We start from the raw sequence: 19,868 nt of genomic DNA on the forward strand, positions 1-19,868 counted from the left end.
TTTTAAAGCTTCAAACAAGTAAAAAAATTTTTCTGAAAATTTTACAAAAAAAAGCCTCCAAAAATGAAGGCTTATATAGTATAATACGTTTTAAAGAATTACTTCTTAAACTTAGCGTATTTGTTTTTAAACTTATCGATACGACCAGCAGAATCAATTAACTTCGTTTTACCAGTATAAAACGGGTGAGAAGTTCTAGAAATTTCTAACTTCACTAAAGGATATTCATTCCCTTCGTAGTCAATTTTTTCTTTTGTATTTACGGTAGACTTTGTTAAAAAAATCTCGTCGTTAGACATATCTTTAAAAGCTACAAGTCTATAATTTTCTGGGTGGATTCCTTGTTTCATCTTCTTAATCTTTAAATCTTATGATTTTTTCGAGGTGCAAATTTAAACAATTCTTAGAATTAAACAATCTTTTTCTATAAATTATTATTACAAATATAAACTTTTCACGCGCACTATGTAACCTTTTTCTATATTTGTCTACTAACCTATCAGAAATTAAAAATAAACTCATGGAGTCAACCAACAATGTGAAATCCATTGCCAGCAGCATAGGTCTTATCTTAGGAATTTCCTTAAGCCTCTTTATCGTTCTTATTTATGCTTTTAATTTAGAGCTTTTAACTCAATGGTATATTTCTATTATAGAGTTTTTAATTATTGTTGGACTTGGAGTTTATTCCTGTTCTAAAGCGAAGGCTAACTTTACAGAACCCTTCACATTTAAAAGCGCATTTAGTGCCTTTTTCATTAGCATTGCCATAGGGTCTATTCTATATACGGTCGTAAATTATATATTATTTAATTTTATTGATCCTGAAGCTGCAAACTACATTGTGGAAGTCTCTATCGAAAAAATGAAAGAAACCATGGCTAGCTTTGGAGGTACGCAAGAGCAAATTAATTTGATGGTGACCGAAATGGAAGGTGAAAATCAGTTTTCATTAGCAAACCAAGCTATAGGCTTAGCTTTCAAACTCGTTTTTTATTCGGTTATTGGGTTGTTAGTGGCACTAGTTTTTAAAGAAAAATCTAATCAAGGAGTTTAAAGAATGCAAATTTCTATTGTTATACCTTTATTAAACGAACAGGAATCAATTCCCGAATTGCATCGTTGGATTGCCTTAGTTATGAAGGCTAACTCCTATACTTATGAGATTATTTTTGTTGATGATGGTAGTAGTGATGGCTCTTGGCAAGAAATACAAAAAATAACGGCGCTTGATGCGAATGTAAAAGCAATTCAGTTTTTAAAAAATTACGGAAAATCTCAAGCCCTGCACGCAGGTTTTGACATGGCTCAAGGCGAAGTGGTCATTACTATGGATGCAGACCTTCAAGATAATCCAGAAGAGATTCCAGAAATGTACAAGCTCATTCAAGAGGAAGATTTTGATATCATCTCAGGCTGGAAGAAAAAACGCTACGATCACGTATTAACCAAAAATATTCCTTCAAAATTATTTAATGCAGCGGCAAGAAAAGTTTCCGGCGTAAAACTTCACGATTTTAACTGCGGCTTAAAAGCCTATAAAAAAGTAGTGGTTAAAAACATTGATGTTTATGGCGAGATGCATCGTTACATTCCGCTTTTAGCGAAAAATGCCGGCTTCGAGAAAATTGATGAAAAAGTAGTACAACACCAAGCTAGGAAATACGGTTCTACCAAATTTGGTGTAGAGCGTTTTGCGCACGGGTTTTTAGATCTCATTTCTCTTTGGTTTTTGTCTAAATTTGGAAAAAGACCCATGCATTTATTTGGTGCTTGGGGAGCCATTATGTTTATTATTGGTTTTATCACCGCTATTACCATAGGTGCTACCAAATTATATAAATTATATCATCATATTCCAGATATTTTGGTAACACAAAACCCTTGGTTTTACATTGCGTTAACCGTAATGATTCTTGGGACATTACTATTTATTGCTGGCTTCTTAGGCGAACTCATTCTACGCACGCAAAAAAATCCCCAGCGCTATAAAATCAGTAATATTCTCAAATAAGCACTCGCTTCAGTAATATTCTTTACTTTTGCATTTTATAACGAGCAAAAATCTATGAAAGAAATACTTTCTAAAGCCAAAAACTGGCTATCAGACACCTTTGACACACATACAAGACAGCAAACGCAACATCTTATAGAGCATGATGCTAATAAACTTAAAGATAGTTTTTATAAAAATTTAGCCTTTGGTACGGGAGGAATGCGCGGTATTATGGGCGTGGGTACCAATCGAATCAATAAATATACCTTAGGAAAAAATACCCAAGGAATTTCTAGCTACTTAAAAAAGCGATTTCCCAACGAGCAATTACAAGTTGCGATAGCTTATGATTGTAGACACAATAGTAAAGAATTGGCTCAAATTGTAGCTAATGTGTTTTCAGCAAATGGGATTAAAGTCTTCTTATTTTCTGATCTTAGACCCACGCCAGAGCTTTCTTTTGCGGTAAAATACCTCAACTGCCAATGCGGAATTGTTCTTACCGCGAGTCATAATCCTCCTGAATACAACGGTTACAAAGTTTATTGGAAAGATGGCGGACAGTTGGTTCCTCCAGAAGATGCCGAAATTATCAACGAGATAGAAAACCTAGAATACCAACATATAAATTTTGAGGCCAAAAAAGAACTCATTCAATTTATTGATAAAGAAGTGGACGAAGCTTTTATCACTGCCTCTATTAAAAATGGTAGTTTTAACGCTTCCGCGGAAGCGAAATCAGCTTTAAAAATTATTTTCACCTCCCTCCACGGAACTTCAATCACCTTAATCCCCGAAGTTTTAAAACGAGCAGGATACACCAATGTAAAAGTGGTGGAAGAGCAAGCCGAACCTAACGGAGATTTCCCAACGGTAAAATCGCCCAATCCAGAAGAGCCTGAAGCCTTAAAAATGGCTTTAGAACTTGCCGAAAAAGAACAGGCAGATATCGTTATAGGAACAGATCCCGATAGTGATAGACTAGGAATCGCGGTGAGAAATCAAGAAGGAGAAATGGTTGTGCTTAACGGAAATCAAGCCATGGTTTTAATGACAGATTTTTTATTAAAAGAACACCAGCAAAACCAAGGATTTAAAGGAGACGAATTTATAGCCTCTACCATCGTTTCTACACCTATGATGCTAAAATTAGCAAAGCATTACGGCATAGAATGCAAAGTGGGATTAACCGGTTTTAAATGGATTGCTAAAATGATCAAAGACTTCCCTAACCAAGAGTTTATTGGTGGCGGGGAAGAGAGTTTTGGTTTTATGGTTGGTGATTTTGTACGCGATAAAGATGCGGTTACTTCTACCCTACTTATTTGTGAAATTGCTGCGGAAGCAAAAAACAAAAATAGCTCTGTTTACGAGCAGTTATTAGAACTTTACAAAACCCACGGCGTGTACCAAGAAGAATTGGTTTCTTTAGTAAAGATAGGCATTGAAGGAGCGCAAGAGATACAAGAAATGCTTAAACAACTGCGAGAAGAAACTCCTACTCATTTTGGAGGCATTGCTGTGCAAAAAGTAGAAGATTATCAAATCTCTGAGGCGCAAGAGGTACTAACCAACAAAAAAACAATCTTGGATATTCCCAAGTCTAACGTATTGATTTACCATCTAGAAGATGGTACTCAAATCGCAGCCCGACCTAGTGGGACAGAACCTAAGATAAAGTTTTATGTAAGTACAAATGCTCCTTTAGATAAAACCGAAAACTACGCTAAAGTAAAGCAAGAATTAGATCATAAAATTGAATCTATGTTGTCGTATTTTAATTTTTAATTAGGAAGATAGATGAGTTATTTTAAAAAAGTTCTTCAGTTTGCTAAGCCTTACAAGCATTTTGCCGTTCTGAATATTATTTGTAATATCTTCTATGCCCTTTTTAGTACGCTTTCATTTTTAGCTTTTATTCCTATGCTTCAGGTTCTTTTTCAAGAAGAAGAGCCTATTTTAATTGAACCCATTTGGGATGGAGAATTTGGAAGTTTTAAGGATTATGCCAGTGATTATGCCAACTTTTTTCTGAATCAACGGGTAGAAGAATATGGACCTATTTCTGCATTGATTACCATTTGTATTTTAGTCATCATCTTATTCTTTTTAAAAAATTTCTTCAATTATATGGCGATGTATTTTATCGCCTCCTTAAGAAATGGGATGTTGCGAGACATTAGAAATAAAATTTACGAAAAAATTACCGAGCTTCCTATTGCATTTTTTTCCGAAAAGAAAAAAGGAGATACTATTTCTAGAATCACGAGTGATGTGCAAGAGATTCAATCTTCGTTTTTGAGCATGTTAGAAATGTTTATTAAAGAACCGCTTACTATTATCTTTACGCTTGCTGGGATGCTGGTGATTAGTCCGCAGCTAACTGTTTTTGTACTTGTTTTTCTTCCCATTGCAGGATTACTAATTTCTAGTATCGGAAAAAAATTAAAATCTAAGTCTAATAAAGCACAACAAGAAAATGCCAATTTTCTTTCTATTGTAGAAGAAACGCTTTCTAGCTTAAAAATTATAAAAGGCTTTAATGCCGAAAGAAAATTTAGAGCAAAATTTGAAGAGAGCACCAATAACTTAAACCGAATTTTAAATTCCCTTTTACATCGTCAAAATTTGGCTTCTCCTATGAGCGAGTTTTTAGGCGTGGCAGTAATTACCATTATATTATGGTATGGAGGTCAAATGGTTCTTATAGATAAAACAATGGACGCCTCTACTTTTATTGGTTTTTTGGTGCTTACATACAATATTCTAACGCCGGCAAAAGCAATTTCTAAAGCTACTTATAGTATTCAAAAAGGAAATGCTAGTGCAGAGCGCATTCACGAAATTATAGAAACCGAAACCAGCGTTAAAGAACACCCCAGTCCTACTCCTAAAGAAAGTTTTGAAGATGAAATTTCTATAGATCATATTTCTTTTGGATATGAAAACGAAGATGTTTTAAAAGACTTTTCTTTAAAGGTAAAAAAAGGAGAGACCGTGGCATTAGTAGGTCAGTCTGGAAGTGGAAAATCTACGATTGCCAATTTAGTGACTCGTTTTTACGATGTAAATAAAGGAGAAATAAAAGTAGACGGCGTTAACATTAAAAATCTTTCTAAAAAGTCATTAAGAGATTTAACCGGCTTGGTTACTCAAGATTCTATACTTTTTAATGATACGGTTAGAAACAATATCGCCTTGGGAAAAGACGATGCGACCGATGAGGAAATTATTGAAGCACTTAAAATTGCCAATGCATGGGAATTTGTATCTGAATTACCCAAAGGATTAGACACTAACATTGGAGACAGTGGAAACAAACTTAGTGGCGGACAAAAACAACGCTTATCGATTGCAAGAGCAGTACTTAAGAATCCTCCAATTATGATTTTAGATGAAGCTACTTCTGCCCTAGATACCGAAAGTGAACAACTGGTGCAAAAAGCCTTAGAAAACATGATGAAGAATAGAACATCTATTGTGATTGCACATAGACTTTCTACCATTCAAAATGCAGATCACATTGTGGTGATGCGAAAAGGAACAATCGTAGAGCAAGGAAAGCATCAGGAACTCTTAGCGCTTAACGGAGCTTATAAAGGCCTGGTAGACATGCAAACTTTAGAATAAGACATTCGTGTATGCTCACCGATAAGGAGAAAAATATTGTAAAAAGGCTCAAGGCAGGTAAAAATGCCGATGCTGCTTTTCAAGAACTTGTACAACTATACAAGGAACCTCTTTATTGGCATATTAGAAATATGCTAAAAAACCATGAAGACACCCACGATGTGCTTCAAAATACATTTATCAAAGTTTTTAAATACATCAAGAACTTTAAAGAAGAAAGTAAATTGTACAGTTGGATGTATCGTATTGCTACGAACGAATCCATTACTTTTTTAAACAAGAAAGCAAAAAAACTACAGATTTCTAACCAAGAATTGCAAGACCATCTTATAGATAATTTAGAAAGTGATGTATATTACGAGGGAGATAAAATACAACTTGCGCTACAAAAAGCGGTAGCGCAATTGCCCGAAAAACAACGGCAGGTGTTTCATATGAAGTATTTTCAGGAACTAAAATACAAAGAGATTTCTGAAATCTTGGAGGTTACAGAAGGCGCCTTAAAGTCTAATTACCACCATGCGGTAAAAAAAATAAAAGATTTTCTAGCTAAGGATCAAACCTTCATGGATTAATGCAGTCTAAAGAATAGAATGAAGCACAAGAAAGACATATTCGGAACCCAAACGGGTTTTAAAGTACCAGAAAATTATTTTGAAGATTTTCAGGTAAGTCAGGCTTTATTACAGCAACAAAATGAGCTAGAAGATAATTTTGAAAATCAGCCTATAAAAACTGGATTTAAAGTTCCGCAGAATTATTTTGAAGAATTTGAAGTGAAATTACCTCAAGAGACTAAAAAGAGAAGAGTTATTTCCCTTTTCAGCAGAGAAAATATAATTAGAGCTTCTGGGATTGCTGCAATTTTCATTATTGGATTGTTTGTTTTGAAAAATCAGTATTCATTTGATGCTATAACAAATCAGCAAAATATAGATCCTATTGCTTTGGAAGAACAATTAGAAAAAGACTTTTTCGATTTTGAATTTAGAGATTTAGAAACCCCTCTTAACGGAAGCATTAGCGTAGATGAAAAACAATTAAAAAGCATTGATGAAGATGCTATTTTAGATTACCTTTCTGAAAATGCAGAACTTATTACCTTAATTGAAAAATGAAAAAAATAATATACATAGCCTTTATTTTTCTTTTCTCCTCGCAGCTTATGCTTGCGCAAACGGATGATGAGAAAATAAAATCGCTAAAAATTGCGCACATCACCAAAGCTTTAGACTTGTCTAAGAAAGAGGCAGAGAGCTTTTGGCCTATTTACAATGAATTTGAGGAAAAAACCGACAATCTTTACGAAGTAAAATGGTGTGATGTTAAAAACGGTATTGACTTAATTGATACCATTGATGAAGAAACAGCTAAAATTCTTGTAGAGCAATATGTGAGTCTTAAAGAAGAAAGTGCAGCGCTTAAAGGAGAATTTGTAAAAGAATTACATCAAGTGATCAGCTATAAAAAAATACTTATGCTCAAAAAAGCAGAACGGGATTTTCATAAAATCCTTTTAAAACAGTATAAAAGAGATTAAAGATTCATAATTTTGGTTAGTGTTAATTCGTTAATGGCTCAAGACTTCTGGTTTTGGGCCATTTTCTATAAACACCAGTTTGGCAATTTTTCCCTTTCCTGCAGCATAGGCAGTATAATCATTTAAAAAGCTAATCGTATAAAATGGTTCATCGCTTAACTGCGCCCAGGTTTCTCCATAATCTGCCGAGTAAGAGATTCCTGTAAAACCAACCGCTATAATTTCTTTCGCATTGCTATTGGGCACAAACTTAACGCAACTTTTATAGCCCGGCTCTTCTCCATCTGCAATGAGTTTCCAAGTTTTACCGCCATCGTAGGTCATCGCTTTATTTTGCTGTTGAGATTCGGGTTGCGTGTAATCGCCTCCCATAATAATTCCGACATTCTCATCGTAAAAATCCATGGTGTAAACTCCAGTAGTTTCCTTCCCAGAAATAATGGGCGTAGAAGAAACTTTCCAAGATACTCCCCTATCTTCTGAAAAATACACCCGAGAAACTTTTCCTCCCGTAGCAATCCATACTTTCTTTCCATCAATAGAAATATTGGTATTGCTTGCCGCAAAAGCAGCTTCGCCTTCCACCACTTTAGGCAAATTTTCACAAGGCACAGAAGCCCAACTTTCGCCACCATCTTTAGTAATTAAAATAGAAATACACTCTTTGGTGGGGTCTCCCATCGCAATTCCGTTTAGGTCATCCCAAAAAGCCATGGCATCATAAAAAACCTTCTCTCCTTCTTCTTTATGACTTAGCTTACGCTTCCCAAAATAATTGACTTTATAGAGCAAAGCAGGACTTCCTGCGGTGAGAATATAATCGGCCTTCTTGGTTCTAGAAATAGCTCTAAACTCAAGGTTTTTGGCTTCTTGCACTTGCCCAATGTAGGCCACAGAATTGTCGGCTGTATTTAAATACCCAAACTCTCCTTGGGAAGCTCCGTAAAAAATATGATCTTCACAAACCTCAAGCGCTCTAATACTTACAGGTCGCTCTAAGATGGTTTCTATTTTTACATCATTAAAATCTTTTAACGAAGTATCTTTTTGTGAGACATTTACACACCCGCAAAAAAGAAACATAAAAAAAATAAAAACTAGGGCTCTCATGAAATGGATTTAAATTCAAATATACCATTATTCCCACAGAAAAATCATTAACTTTGCCCGCTAAATTTTTATACATGCGTTTACACAGAAATCTTGTCTTTGCAGTAATTGACACGTTAAACAACGTCTTTAACGAAGGCAAATATGCCGATAAAGAAATATCAAAAGCCTTAAAAAGAGATAAACGCTGGGGCTCTAGAGATCGTAGTTTTATCGCAGAAACAGTATATGACATTGTACGTTGGAAAAGACTTTATGCCGAAATAGCCGAAGTAAAAGAACCTTTTTCTAGACCTAATTTATTTAGGCTTTTTGCAGTTTGGGCTACCCTTAAAGGAATTCAGCTTCCAGATTGGAAACAATTAGAGGACACACCTACTAGAAGAATTAAAGGAAGATTTGACGAACTTTCTAAAACAAGAAAGTTTAAAGAATCTATTCCAGATTGGATGGATGAACTTGGCGTAAAAGAATTAGGAGAACAAAAATGGACTAGGGAAATTGCGGCTTTAAACCAAATGGCTCCTGTAGTTTTAAGAGCTAACAGCCTAAAAGCCACTCCAAAAAAATTAAGAGATAGCTTATTTGCAGAAAGTATTGAAGCGCATTCTTTAAAGAAATACCCTTCAGCAATAGAATTGGACGAACGCGCCAATGTTTTTTCTACAGAAATTTTTAAGGAAGGCCTTTTTGAAGTACAAGATGCATCTTCCCAGCTCGTAGCTCCGTTTTTACAGGTAGAACCTGGAATGCGTGTAGTTGATACTTGTGCTGGCGCAGGCGGAAAAACCTTGCATTTAGCAGCTATCATGGAAAATAAAGGTCAAATTATAGCCTTAGATATTTACGGAAATAAACTGAAAGAGCTTAAAAGAAGAGCTAAGCGTGCTGGCGCACATAATATTGAAACGCGCGAAATAGATAGCACTAAAGTGATTAAAAAATTACACAACTCCGCAGACCGTGTTCTTATTGACGCGCCTTGTAGCGGATTAGGTGTCTTAAGCAGAAACCCAGACGCGAAATGGAAGCTTCAGCCAGAGTTTTTAGATCGCATAAGAAATACCCAACAAGAAATTTTAAGCGATTATTCTAAAATTCTTAAAAAAGGAGGTAAAATGGTGTATGCGACTTGTTCTATACTTCCCTCTGAGAATCAAGGACAAGTAAAATCGTTTTTAGCTTCAGAGGAAGGAAAGGGATTTTCCTTAGAGGACGAAAAAATTGTTTTGAGCCACGAATCAGGATATGATGGCTTTTATATGGCGAGATTAATTAAAAATTCATAAACATGAAAAAAATTACATTACTAGGTTTTTTATTGGCTAGCATTTTTACCTTTGCGCAAGCTCCTGCCGGCTATTATAGCAGTACCCAAGGATTAACTGGATATAATTTAAAATCTGAATTAAGCAACATCATCACCAATGGTCATTCTCCACAAAGTTATGGAGACCTTTGGGATGGATATTATATTTCAGATGTAGATATTTATTACGAAAATGATGGCACCGTTTTAGATATTTATTCTGAAAACCCAACGGGCACAGATTCATATACCTACACCTTTGGTTCTGATCAATGCGGAAATTATTCTGGAGAAGGTTCTTGCTACAATAGAGAACACCTTATGCCACAAAGTTGGTTTGGCTCTTCTTCTCCCATGAAAACAGATATTCAACATGTGTATCCCGCAGATGGTTATGTAAATGGACAGCGAGGTCACCTTCCTTTTGGAGAAGTGAATAACGCCTCTTATACTTCCAACAATGGTTCAAAGAAGGGAAACAATATTTACAATCATCCTAACGCTTATAACGGAACTGTCTTTGAACCTATAGATGAGTTTAAAGGAGATATTGCCCGTGTTTATTTCTATATGGCTACAAGATATGAAAGTCAAATAGGAAGCTGGGAGTCTGCAAATGACGGAAGCCAAAATACCCTTAACGGAACTTCAGATCAGGTTTTTGAAGATTGGATGCTAGCGATGCTAATTCAATGGCATAATGCAGATCCTGTTTCTCAAAAAGAATTAGATCGTAACAATGCTGCTTTTAACTTTCAAGGGAATAGAAATCCTTATATTGATAATCCAGCAATGGTCGCAATGATTTGGGATCCAAACCCAGACACAGAAGCGCCAACAGATCCTACCAACTTAGTGGCACAAAATATCGCTGCCTATTCAACAGACTTATCTTGGAATGCCTCTACAGATAATGTAGGAGTGGTTTCTTATCAAGTTGAACAAAATGGATTACTTGTAGAAAACGTAGCTTCCACACAAGTTAGCATTACAGGCCTATCTCCAAATACCAATTATTCTTTTGCCGTTAAAGCATTAGACGCCTACGGAAACACTTCCGCGTTAAGCAATACGGTAACTATAACTACCTTAGATGCGCCAGAAGTTATCTTTAATGAAGATTTTGAAGACTGTAACAACATTCAGTTTACCGCAATATCAGAATTAAGCGCTGTAGATTGGGAATGCACTACGCAATTTGGCGAAAATAATACGGGCGCTTACCAAATGAATGGGTTTTCTCAAGGAAATCAAGTTCCTAGTAAAGACTGGTTAATCACGACAAATCCTATAGATTTTGACGCATTCCAGGACGAAAAATTAAGCTTCTTTACAGCCTCTTCATTCGGAGAAACTGAGCTTCAACTTTTATATTCTACTGATTATAGCGGTAACGGAAGTCCATCTGCCTCTAACTGGCAATCGGTTCCTAACGTAACTATTCCATTGCACCCTAGTAATAGCAATAACATTGTAGAAAATATCTTTACCAATATAGACATTAGCTCTATTTCTGGAGAAGTGTATATTGCTTTTAAATACGACACTTCTAATGGAGACGACGCTACACGTTGGACCGTAGATAGTTTTAATATTATGGGAGAAGACGATTTAGGAGTTGCAACTCAAGAGCTCGATTTTAGCTTCTACCCTAACCCGGTAAATCAACAAAGACTTTACATTAGGCTAGAAAACAAGGTTTCTTATGATTATCAAATTTATGACCTTAACGGAAGATTGATTCAGCAAGACCAGCATGTTTCTGCTCCTGCAATTAACCTTAGCGGAATAAATAATGGTTTATATATTCTGAAGCTTAACGCGGAAGGAAAAACAGCGGTAAAAAAATTAGTGATTCAAAATTAATTTCTAAGGATCAGACAAAAAAAGCGGCTTTATTGCCGCTTTTTTTTATAGCAATACTTGAAAGAAAAAAGTAAATTTGCAATTCACACACAACTCAAACTACCGATTATGATTCTTTTCTTCGGAAACTCTTCAAAAACGGTTTATACCGTACTAACTCAAGCCCCGTTATCTCAGCAAGACATTCAAAAACTTAACTGGCTTTTTGGCGATGCCAAACAAATCAATAAAGAAACCTTGACAGATGATTTTGTAGGACCTCGCGCCGCGATGATTACGCCTTGGAGTACCAACGCCGTAGAGATTACTCAAAATATGGGAATTAAAGGCATTCTTAGGATAGAAGAATTTGAGCGAGTAGAAAGAGATGAAGATGATTTTGATCCTATGCTTTCGCAGAAATACCACGAGATACATCAAGATATTTTTGATGTCGATATTCAGCCAGAGCATATTAAGGAGATTGAAGACATTGATAGGTACAATCACCAACAAGGTTTAGCCTTAAACAAAGAAGAAATACAATACCTAGAGCAACTTTCAGAAAAGTTAGGAAGAAGCTTAACCGATTCTGAAGTGTTTGGGTTTTCACAAGTAAATTCAGAACACTGCCGACATAAAATCTTTAACGGAAAGTTTATTATTGACGGAGAAGAAATGCCACACTCGCTTTTTAAACTCATCAGAAAAACTTCTGAAGTGAATCCCAACGAAATTGTTTCGGCGTATAAAGATAATGTAGCTTTTATCAACGGACCACGAGTGGAGCAATTTGCTCCAAAATCGGCAGATAAGCCAGATTATTACTATAATAAAGAGTACGATTCTGTCATTTCTTTAAAAGCAGAAACCCACAACTTCCCTACCACGGTAGAGCCTTTTAACGGCGCAGCTACAGGAAGTGGCGGAGAAATTAGAGACCGCTTGGCAGGAGGAAAAGGTTCTTTACCCCTTGCAGGAACCGCGGTTTATATGACAGCTTACAGTCGGCTTAACGAAGAACGTCCTTGGGAAAAAGCCATGGAAGAGCGCCAATGGCTGTACCAAACGCCAATGGATATTTTGATAAAAGCTTCTAACGGAGCTTCAGATTTCGGAAATAAATTCGGACAACCGCTTATCACAGGTTCTGTACTTACTTTTGAGCATAGTGAGAATGACCGTCATTTGGGTTACGATAAAGTAATCATGCAAGCTGGAGGAATTGGCTACGGAAAAAAAGACCAAGCTTTAAAAGATATTCCAAAAAAAGGAGACCAAATTGTGATTCTTGGCGGTGAAAATTATAGAATTGGAATGGGCGGTGCCGCAGTTTCATCTGCAGATACGGGAGAATTTAGCAGCGGGATCGAGTTAAATGCAATTCAACGTTCTAATCCAGAAATGCAAAAACGTGCTGCCAATGCCATTCGAGGTATGGTAGAAGCGGAGGAAAATCCTATTGTTTCTATTCACGATCACGGCGCAGGAGGACACCTAAATTGCTTAAGCGAATTGGTAGAAGAAACCGGAGGAAGAATCGATTTAGACCAACTTCCAGTAGGAGATCCTACGCTTTCTGCTAAAGAAATTATTGGAAACGAATCTCAAGAACGGATGGGATTAGTGATTGGCAAAGAGCAAATCGCAAGCCTACAACGCGTAGCAGACCGCGAACGTTCGCCTATGTATTGCGTGGGAGAAGTAACCAACGATCATAGGTTTACTTTTCTAGGAAATAAATCCTTACAAAAACCCATGGATTTAGCCTTGGAAGATATGTTTGGTAGCTCTCCCCAAACCATTATGACCGACAAAACCGTTGAATATCAATATGCGGAGTTAGCGTATGATACCAATAAAATATACGATTACGTAAAGCAAGTGCTTCAACTGGAAGCGGTGGCTTGTAAAGATTGGTTAACCAACAAAGTAGACCGTTGTGTCTCTGGAAGGGTCGCCAAACAGCAAACCGTCGGACCATTGCAATTGCCTTTAAATAATGTGGGCGTGATGGCTTTAGATTATAAAGGAATACAAGGCGTGGCGACTTCTATTGGGCACTCCCCTATTTCTGGATTAATTGATCCTGTTGCGGGTGCTAAAAATTCGATTGCAGAATCGCTTACCAATTTGGTTTGGGCGCCCTTAGAGAAAGGATTAAAATCTGTTTCTCTTTCTGCCAACTGGATGTGGCCTTGTAATAATGAAGGGGAAGATGCACGTTTATATGCTGCGGTAAAGGGAATTTCAGATTTTGCCATCAACTTGGGAATTAATGTTCCTACGGGGAAAGATTCGCTTTCGATGAAGCAGAAATATCCAGATAAGGAAGTAATTTCTCCAGGAACTGTAATTATTTCCGCGGCTGCGAACTGTAATCAGATTTCTAAAGTGGTGGAGCCTGTGCTGCAAAAAGAAGGCGGTTCTATTTACTACATCAATTTATCGCAAGACAATTTTAAATTAGGCGGTTCTTCTTTTGCACAAATTTTAAATAAAGTAGGCACGCAAGTACCAACGATTAAAAACGATTCGCTGTTTGCAACTATTTTTAATACGATGCAGCAACTCATCAAAGAAGATCATATTGTTGCAGGACACGATGTAGCTTCAGGAGGGTTGGTGACTACCTTATTAGAAATGTGCTTTGCTGATGTAGATTTAGGAGCGAGAATAGATTTAAGTGCTCTCAACGAGAAAGATTCGGCTAAAGTCTTATTTAATGAGAATAGCGGAATTGTATTTCAGACTAAAAACGCTTCCGCGGAAGCGATACTAAAACAACTTGAAATTCCGTTTTTCAAAATTGGAGAAGTAACTACGAACGGAAGCTTAGAAATTGCCAATCACACAGATAAATTTGAGTTTAACATCCCTACGTATCGCGACGCTTGGTATGAAACTTCCTATTTATTAGACCAAAAGCAAAGCGGAGAAAAACTAGCCAAAGAGCGCTTTGAGAATTATAAAAAACAACCGCTTTCATATCAATTTCCAAAAGGGTTCAATGGAAAGCTTCCCGTAATCGATTCTGCTAAACCAAAAATAAAAGCAGCGATTATTCGAGAAAAAGGTTCTAACTCTGAGCGTGAAATGGCTCGTGCGATGCACTTGGCTGGTTTTGACGTAAAAGACGTTCATATGACCGATTTGATTAGCGGTAGAGAAACCTTAGAAGATATTCAATTTATCGCTGCCGTGGGAGGATTCTCCAACTCAGATGTTTTGGGAAGTGCCAAAGGTTGGGCCGGTGCCTTTTTATACAACGAAAAAGCCAATACAGCTTTAAAGAAATTCTTTGAGCGGGAAGACACGCTTTCTTTAGGAGTTTGTAATGGTTGTCAGTTATTTATAGAATTAGGATTAATAAATCCTGAGCATACTGAAAAGCCTAAAATGCTTCATAACGATTCCCATAAGTTTGAATGTAATTTTACTTCCGTAGAAATTAAAGAAAACAAATCTGTAATGCTAAGCAGCCTTTCTGGAAGTAAACTAGGTATTTGGGCGGCACACGGAGAAGGTAAATTTAGTTTTCCTTATGCTGAAGAAAAATACAATATTGTGGGAAAATATGGCTATGATGCCTATCCTGCCAACCCAAACGGCTCCGATTTTAATACGGCGTTGCTTACTGATAATTCGGGTAGGCATTTGGTAATGATGCCTCATTTAGAACGTTCTACATTTACGTGGAACTGGGCAAATTACCCTAAAGACCGTAAAAATGATGAAGTTACGCCTTGGTTAGAAGCTTTTGTAAATGCACGTAAGTGGTTAGAAAATAAATAGATTTAAGATTCACTAGTATTTAATAAGCTTGAAGTCATAAAACACTTCAAGCTTTTTGTTTTGGAATAAAATTAGATTCTTTCAGATTTTAAAAATAATAGCATTAGGCTTGCTTTGAGGTTAGATTCCCCACAAGTGTTGACAAGCTTCTCACTTAAATACATATTTTTTTTCAAAGTTGTCTGTATATCAAGCCTTAAGCTTGTGGCACTGATATTGGCTTATGAGAAGTAAACAGAAAAATAATATGAAAACTACTTCAAAAAATCCATTGGAAAATATGGAGTCTTCTCAAGAATTTTTAGAAACTACTACCGAATCTTTATCTGAAGACGGTATAGAGAATAATTCGAAAAAACTTCTTATTCTCGCAGGAACTTTTTTACTTCTTATTTCCGCCGTAGCGGTAACTTATTTCTTTTATCCTTACTTTGAAGCCATTCATTTAGAAAGAATGAATAATGTATGGGGAAGCGCTTTGCGTATAGGAGGAATAGCTTTATTGGCTACTCATCTTGGTTTCTTGATCTATTTATTGGTCTTGTATTTTAAATACAAAGTGGTAGATTCTGTTTTAGATGAGCAACTTCCCACTCTTACCATTATCGTACCTGCTTATAATGAGGGAAAATTGGTTTGGAAAACTTTGATCAGTTTGGCTAAGAGTAACTATCCGCAGGAAAAAATACAGTTAATCTCTATTGATGACGGTAGTAAAGATGATACTTGGAATTGGATGAAGAAAGCGAAAGAAGAATTGGGAGACCGTCTTGCGATCTACCAACAACCAGAAAATAAAGGAAAAAGACATGCGCTTTACCGCGGATTTAATTTAGGTACCGGGGATGTTTTTATTACTGTAGATAGTGATTCTATTGTAAAAGAAGACACCTTGCGAAATATGGCTAGCCCATTTGTAAATAACGAAGACTGCGGTGCTGTGGCAGGGAATGTGCGCGTACTTAACAATAAAAAAGCACTAATTCCTAAGATGTTAAATGTTAGTTTTGCATTTAGTTTTGAATTTGTTCGCTCTGCACAAAGTGCATTAGGATCTGTTTTATGTACGCCAGGAGCTTTGGCTGCCTATCGTAAGGAAGCGGTTTTTAATTGTTTAGAAGATTGGATTACGCAAACTTTTAACGGACAACCTTCAGATATTGGAGAGGATCGTGCGATGACCAATATGATTTTAAAGCAGGGTTACAAAGTACTTTTCCAACGTAATGCTTATGTATATACCAATATTCCAGAACGTTATAAAAATCTGTACAAGATGTTTATTCGTTGGGAAAGAAGTAATGTGAGAGAAAATATTGCCATGAGCAAATTCGCATTTGGTAATTTTAGAAACGGTCCTAAAGCAGGAACTCGTATCCTACTATTAAATCAATGGTCTAAGATTTTATTATCTTATCCTATGATGCTTTTAATGTTGTTCTTTATCGTTTCTTATCCGCTGTTATTTATTACATCTGCATTGATAAGTATTTTGGTATTCTCCAGTTTTCAGGCGCTGTTCTACGCAAAGAAACACACCGTATTAGAATCTTTTTGGGCCTATCCTTATAGTATTTTTTATACGTTTACTTTATTCTGGATTACGCCTTATGCGATTGCTACCGCAAGTAGAAGAGGATGGCTAACTAGAGAGTTGCCTAAACCTGAAGCGATTAAAGCCTAAGAATATATATTTTTTAGGTTGAGTATATTCAGATTTATTTTTAAATATTCTTTCTAAAATGAATGAATTCAGCAGAAAAAAAAGCTGATCAACAACTATTTAGCTTACCTATAGATAGTTTTTATTACAAATAAATATAAAAAGAGGAGTTATTTTCATATTTTGCATGAGAATAACTCCTTTTTATTATGACTGAAGTAAAACGCCTTTTTGATTTTCCATACTATCAGTTGGAAAATTTCAAACTAGAAAAATCACTGGTAACCAAATACGGAAACGATTGGATTGCCACTTCTACGGAAGAATATATAAATAAAGCCAATAAAATAAGTAGAGCTTTATTACGCTTAGGTATTAATCGTAAAGATAATATCGCCATCATTTCTACTTCCAATCGAACGGAATGGAATATAATGGATATTGGTATTTTACAGACAGGCGCACAAGATGTTCCTATTTACCCGAGTATTTCTGAAGAGGAATATGCCTATGTCCTTAACCATAGCGAAGCTAAATATTGTTTTGTTTCAGACAAAGAGGTTTTGGATAAGGTAAATAAAATTAAGAGTCAAATCCCTTCTCTTAAGGAGGTGTATAGTTTTGATAGAATTGAAGGAACAAAAAACTGGAAAGAACTTTTAGAGTTAGGTGAGGATGATAGCAATCAAGAAGAACTCGATTCGATTAAAGCTCAAATTACAGAAGACGATTTAGCAACGATTATCTACACTTCAGGAACCACAGGAAAGCCAAAAGGAGTAATGCTTTCACATAAAAATATTGTGAGTAATGCGATAAACAGTTCTACACGTCTTCCGCTTGAGCAAAAAGAATCTGTCGCGATGAGTTTCTTGCCCGTATGCCATATTTACGAGCGCATGCTGCTTTATATGTACCAATATAATGGTGCGAGTATTTATTTTGCCGAATCTATAGATAAAATAAGTGACAACTTAAAAGAAGTAAAGCCCGATGTGATGTCGGCCGTGCCTAGAGTCCTAGAGAAGGTTTACGATAAAATTATTGCTAAAGGTTCTTCGCTCACAGGAGTCAAAAAGAAATTGTTTTATTGGGCGGTAGAGCTGGGATTAGAATATAAGCCTTACGAAGAAAATGGCTGGTGGTACGAAACCAAACTTAAAGTAGCCCAGAAATTAATTTTTAGTAAATGGCAAGAAGCCCTTGGCGGAAATATAAAAGTAATCGCATCTGGAAGTGCTGCGCTACAGCCTAGATTAGCTCGTGTCTTTAATGCAGCGGGAATTGCGGTAATGGAAGGTTACGGGCTTACGGAAACTTCTCCTGTGATTGCCGTAAACGATATGCGAGATAGAGGGTTTAAAGTAGGTACAGTAGGAAAACCTATTCCTGAAACCGAAGTAAGGATAGCTAAGGACGGAGAGATTATGGTAAAAGGTCCTCAAGTTATGCTAGGCTATTTTAAAGACAAGGAAAAAACTGAAGAAGTTTTAGAAGATGGTTTTTTTCATACGGGAGACATTGGAGAGTTGGATAGTGATGGCTTTTTAAAAATTACCGATCGCAAGAAAGAAATGTTCAAAACTTCTGGCGGAAAATATGTAGCTCCACAATTGATTGAAAATATTATGAAGCAATCTCGATTTATTGAGCAAATTATGGTTGTAGGAGAAGGCCAAAAAATGCCAGCTGCTCTTATTCAACCTAATTTTGAATTTGTTAAAGATTGGGCCAAACGTAAAAAAATAGATATTGGATCATCTCACAAAGATTTTTGTCAATCAACAGATGTTATGGATAGAATTCAAAAAGAAGTAGATTTCTATAATGACCGTTTTGGACAATGGGAAAGAGTGAAAAAATTTGAATTAACTCCAGATGTTTGGACTGTTGAGGATAATCACCTTACCCCCACGATGAAAATGAAAAGAAAGAACATCAAAGAAAAATATACTGACTTGTATAATAAAATTTATGGTCTTCAATAAAATTTAATTTGAATAAGTAAAGGAGGCTGTCTAAAAAGTTTTAAAAACTGTCATTCTGAATTAAGTTTAGGTTGACAGAAATTAACTTTTTAGACAACCTCTTTTTTGTTCCTATCTTTTCTTCCGAAAGATTCACCCGAACGGTTTCTTGCAAATCTATTTCCTTCAGTTATTAAACTACAACCTGATGATTAACTATTACTAATAAATTTAATGTAAAAAGCATGCTGCGTTACTTCTCATTTCCTTGATTGAGCTGCTATTTTTAAGTTTAATTGGCTATTAATAATCTTGATAGGATATACAAACTTAGGATCCACTTATCCTAAATAAGAGTTCTTGACTCGAATAGAAAATAATCATCTATACATTCTTGCTCTCTTTACACAATGCGGTATTAAGCCCTCCTAACTTTCCTTTTTAGCCATATTAATAAATACACCACTCCTATATACTCTAGGCTATTGATTGAGAGGATAAGAAGTTTTATCTTGACCTCTATCATAAGATGATAAGGCTATCTATAATCTTTTTAGGCTCATAAGATTTCTCCCATAAAAAAGCCCGCCGTCTCACAACACTTAGTTGAAAGACGGCGGTCTATAATATTAGAAGTTATTGGCTGTTTACCTCTTTAAAGTAAAGTTGGCTTTAAACTCTTTTCTGGTGCCATCAATATCGGTGTATTCTACTCTAAACCAATAGTCGTTAGATGGCATTGGCGTTCCATTAAAGGTTCCATCCCATCCTGGACTACTCGGACTTAGTTGTTTTAATAACTTTCCGTAGCGATCAAAGATATAAATCTTAGCATCTAATTGATTGGACAGTCCTAAGATGTTCCATCTGTCGTTATATCCATCTTCGTTTGGTGTAAAGAAGGCTGGATAATCTATGAAAGAGATTGTTTTTAAGGTGGCTCCACAGCCTCCTTGATCTCTTCCTATAACTTCGTGTTCTCCGCCTGAGAGTCCATCTATAATTAAGCTACC

At 36.1% G+C, this 19,868-nt stretch carries 15 protein-coding genes; 12 read left to right on the forward strand and 3 right to left on the reverse strand.

Annotated features, from left to right (window positions below; translation table 11 throughout):
• Window positions 1-98 precede the first annotated feature (98 nt).
• Window positions 99-350 carry a type B 50S ribosomal protein L31 gene (locus tag RLT85_RS12045; protein ID WP_308862680.1) on the reverse strand — a complete coding sequence of 84 codons (252 nt, stop codon included), beginning with the start codon at window positions 348-350 and terminating at the stop codon, window positions 99-101.
• A 170-nt stretch (window positions 351-520) separates the two neighbouring features.
• On the opposite strand from RLT85_RS12045, the gene RLT85_RS12050 reads away from it, so the two are divergent.
• Genes RLT85_RS12050 through RLT85_RS12080 form a run of 7 tightly spaced genes read left to right on the forward strand, consistent with a single transcriptional unit; the run spans window position 521 to window position 7,166 of the window.
• Window positions 521-1,057 (forward strand): DUF4199 domain-containing protein, encoded by a 537-nt coding sequence (locus tag RLT85_RS12050; RefSeq protein WP_311402297.1) that lies wholly within the window; start codon window positions 521-523, stop codon window positions 1,055-1,057.
• A gap of 3 nt (window positions 1,058-1,060) precedes the next feature.
• Window positions 1,061-2,014 carry a glycosyltransferase family 2 protein gene (locus RLT85_RS12055; protein ID WP_311402298.1) on the forward strand — a complete coding sequence of 318 codons (954 nt, stop codon included), beginning with the start codon at window positions 1,061-1,063 and terminating at the stop codon, window positions 2,012-2,014.
• Between the two features lie 54 nt (window positions 2,015-2,068).
• Window positions 2,069-3,784 (forward strand): phospho-sugar mutase, encoded by a 1,716-nt coding sequence (locus RLT85_RS12060; RefSeq protein ID WP_311402299.1) that lies wholly within the window; start codon window positions 2,069-2,071, stop codon window positions 3,782-3,784.
• 12 nt (window positions 3,785-3,796) lie between these two features.
• Window positions 3,797-5,626 (forward strand): ABC transporter ATP-binding protein, encoded by a 1,830-nt coding sequence (locus RLT85_RS12065; RefSeq protein ID WP_311402300.1) that lies wholly within the window; start codon window positions 3,797-3,799, stop codon window positions 5,624-5,626.
• Window positions 5,627-5,637: 11 nt separating this feature from the next.
• Entirely contained in the window at window positions 5,638-6,201 is a 564-nt protein-coding gene (locus RLT85_RS12070) for an RNA polymerase sigma factor (protein WP_311402301.1), read from the forward strand.
• A gap of 18 nt (window positions 6,202-6,219) precedes the next feature.
• Complete coding sequence (locus RLT85_RS12075; RefSeq protein WP_311402302.1) at window positions 6,220-6,744, forward strand: hypothetical protein; 525 nt, start codon at window positions 6,220-6,222, stop codon at window positions 6,742-6,744.
• Complete coding sequence (locus RLT85_RS12080) at window positions 6,741-7,166, forward strand: hypothetical protein (protein WP_311402303.1); 426 nt, start codon at window positions 6,741-6,743, stop codon at window positions 7,164-7,166. The genes RLT85_RS12075 and RLT85_RS12080 overlap by 4 nt, the downstream gene beginning before the upstream one ends.
• A 30-nt stretch (window positions 7,167-7,196) precedes the next feature.
• Here RLT85_RS12080 and RLT85_RS12085 read toward each other — a convergent pair whose 3' ends face one another.
• Window positions 7,197-8,276 carry a WD40/YVTN/BNR-like repeat-containing protein gene (locus RLT85_RS12085; RefSeq protein WP_311402304.1) on the reverse strand — a complete coding sequence of 360 codons (1,080 nt, stop codon included), beginning with the start codon at window positions 8,274-8,276 and terminating at the stop codon, window positions 7,197-7,199.
• A 74-nt stretch (window positions 8,277-8,350) separates the two neighbouring features.
• Between RLT85_RS12085 and RLT85_RS12090 the strand changes: the two genes are divergently transcribed.
• The 5 genes from RLT85_RS12090 (at window position 8,351) to RLT85_RS12110 (ending at window position 18,876) form a co-directional block, all read left to right on the forward strand.
• Window positions 8,351-9,565, forward strand: coding sequence for an RsmB/NOP family class I SAM-dependent RNA methyltransferase (locus tag RLT85_RS12090; RefSeq protein WP_311402305.1), 1,215 nt, complete (start codon window positions 8,351-8,353; stop codon window positions 9,563-9,565).
• A gap of 2 nt (window positions 9,566-9,567) precedes the next feature.
• Window positions 9,568-11,451 (forward strand): endonuclease, encoded by a 1,884-nt coding sequence (locus RLT85_RS12095; protein WP_311402306.1) that lies wholly within the window; start codon window positions 9,568-9,570, stop codon window positions 11,449-11,451.
• 108 nt (window positions 11,452-11,559) lie between these two features.
• Window positions 11,560-15,225, forward strand: a complete 3,666-nt coding sequence (gene purL, locus RLT85_RS12100) for a phosphoribosylformylglycinamidine synthase (protein ID WP_311402307.1) — start codon at window positions 11,560-11,562, stop codon at window positions 15,223-15,225.
• A gap of 247 nt (window positions 15,226-15,472) precedes the next feature.
• Window positions 15,473-16,909: a glycosyltransferase family 2 protein gene (locus RLT85_RS12105; RefSeq protein WP_375712353.1), complete on the forward strand. Its 1,437-nt coding sequence runs from the start codon at window positions 15,473-15,475 to the stop codon at window positions 16,907-16,909.
• A gap of 188 nt (window positions 16,910-17,097) precedes the next feature.
• Window positions 17,098-18,876 carry an AMP-dependent synthetase/ligase gene (locus RLT85_RS12110; RefSeq protein ID WP_311402308.1) on the forward strand — a complete coding sequence of 593 codons (1,779 nt, stop codon included), beginning with the start codon at window positions 17,098-17,100 and terminating at the stop codon, window positions 18,874-18,876.
• 626 nt (window positions 18,877-19,502) lie between these two features.
• Here the strand turns inward: RLT85_RS12110 and RLT85_RS12115 are convergent.
• Window positions 19,503-19,868: T9SS type B sorting domain-containing protein (locus RLT85_RS12115; protein WP_311402309.1), on the reverse strand; the 366-nt coding region annotated here is incomplete at its 5' end.

This window comes from Mesonia ostreae (assembly GCF_031845265.1).
Taxonomy (GTDB): domain Bacteria; phylum Bacteroidota; class Bacteroidia; order Flavobacteriales; family Flavobacteriaceae; genus Mesonia; species Mesonia ostreae.

Bases quoted from the DNA above. Each gene is read 5' to 3' on its own strand.
- RLT85_RS12055 (WP_311402298.1), top strand. From the start codon at position 1,061: ATGCAAATTTCTATTGTTATACCTTTATTAAACGAACAGGAATCAATT.
- RLT85_RS12045 (WP_308862680.1), bottom strand. From the start codon at position 350: ATGAAACAAGGAATCCACCCAGAAAATTATAGACTTGTAGCTTTTAAA.
- RLT85_RS12110 (WP_311402308.1), top strand. From the start codon at position 17,098: ATGACTGAAGTAAAACGCCTTTTTGATTTTCCATACTATCAGTTGGAA.
- RLT85_RS12070 (WP_311402301.1), top strand. From the start codon at position 5,638: ATGCTCACCGATAAGGAGAAAAATATTGTAAAAAGGCTCAAGGCAGGT.
- RLT85_RS12085 (WP_311402304.1), bottom strand. From the start codon at position 8,276: ATGAGAGCCCTAGTTTTTATTTTTTTTATGTTTCTTTTTTGCGGGTGT.
- RLT85_RS12090 (WP_311402305.1), top strand. From the start codon at position 8,351: ATGCGTTTACACAGAAATCTTGTCTTTGCAGTAATTGACACGTTAAAC.
- RLT85_RS12060 (WP_311402299.1), top strand. From the start codon at position 2,069: ATGAAAGAAATACTTTCTAAAGCCAAAAACTGGCTATCAGACACCTTT.
- RLT85_RS12075 (WP_311402302.1), top strand. From the start codon at position 6,220: ATGAAGCACAAGAAAGACATATTCGGAACCCAAACGGGTTTTAAAGTA.
- RLT85_RS12105 (WP_375712353.1), top strand. From the start codon at position 15,473: ATGAAAACTACTTCAAAAAATCCATTGGAAAATATGGAGTCTTCTCAA.
- RLT85_RS12095 (WP_311402306.1), top strand. From the start codon at position 9,568: ATGAAAAAAATTACATTACTAGGTTTTTTATTGGCTAGCATTTTTACC.
- RLT85_RS12065 (WP_311402300.1), top strand. From the start codon at position 3,797: ATGAGTTATTTTAAAAAAGTTCTTCAGTTTGCTAAGCCTTACAAGCAT.
- RLT85_RS12050 (WP_311402297.1), top strand. From the start codon at position 521: ATGGAGTCAACCAACAATGTGAAATCCATTGCCAGCAGCATAGGTCTT.
- RLT85_RS12080 (WP_311402303.1), top strand. From the start codon at position 6,741: ATGAAAAAAATAATATACATAGCCTTTATTTTTCTTTTCTCCTCGCAG.
- purL (WP_311402307.1), top strand. From the start codon at position 11,560: ATGATTCTTTTCTTCGGAAACTCTTCAAAAACGGTTTATACCGTACTA.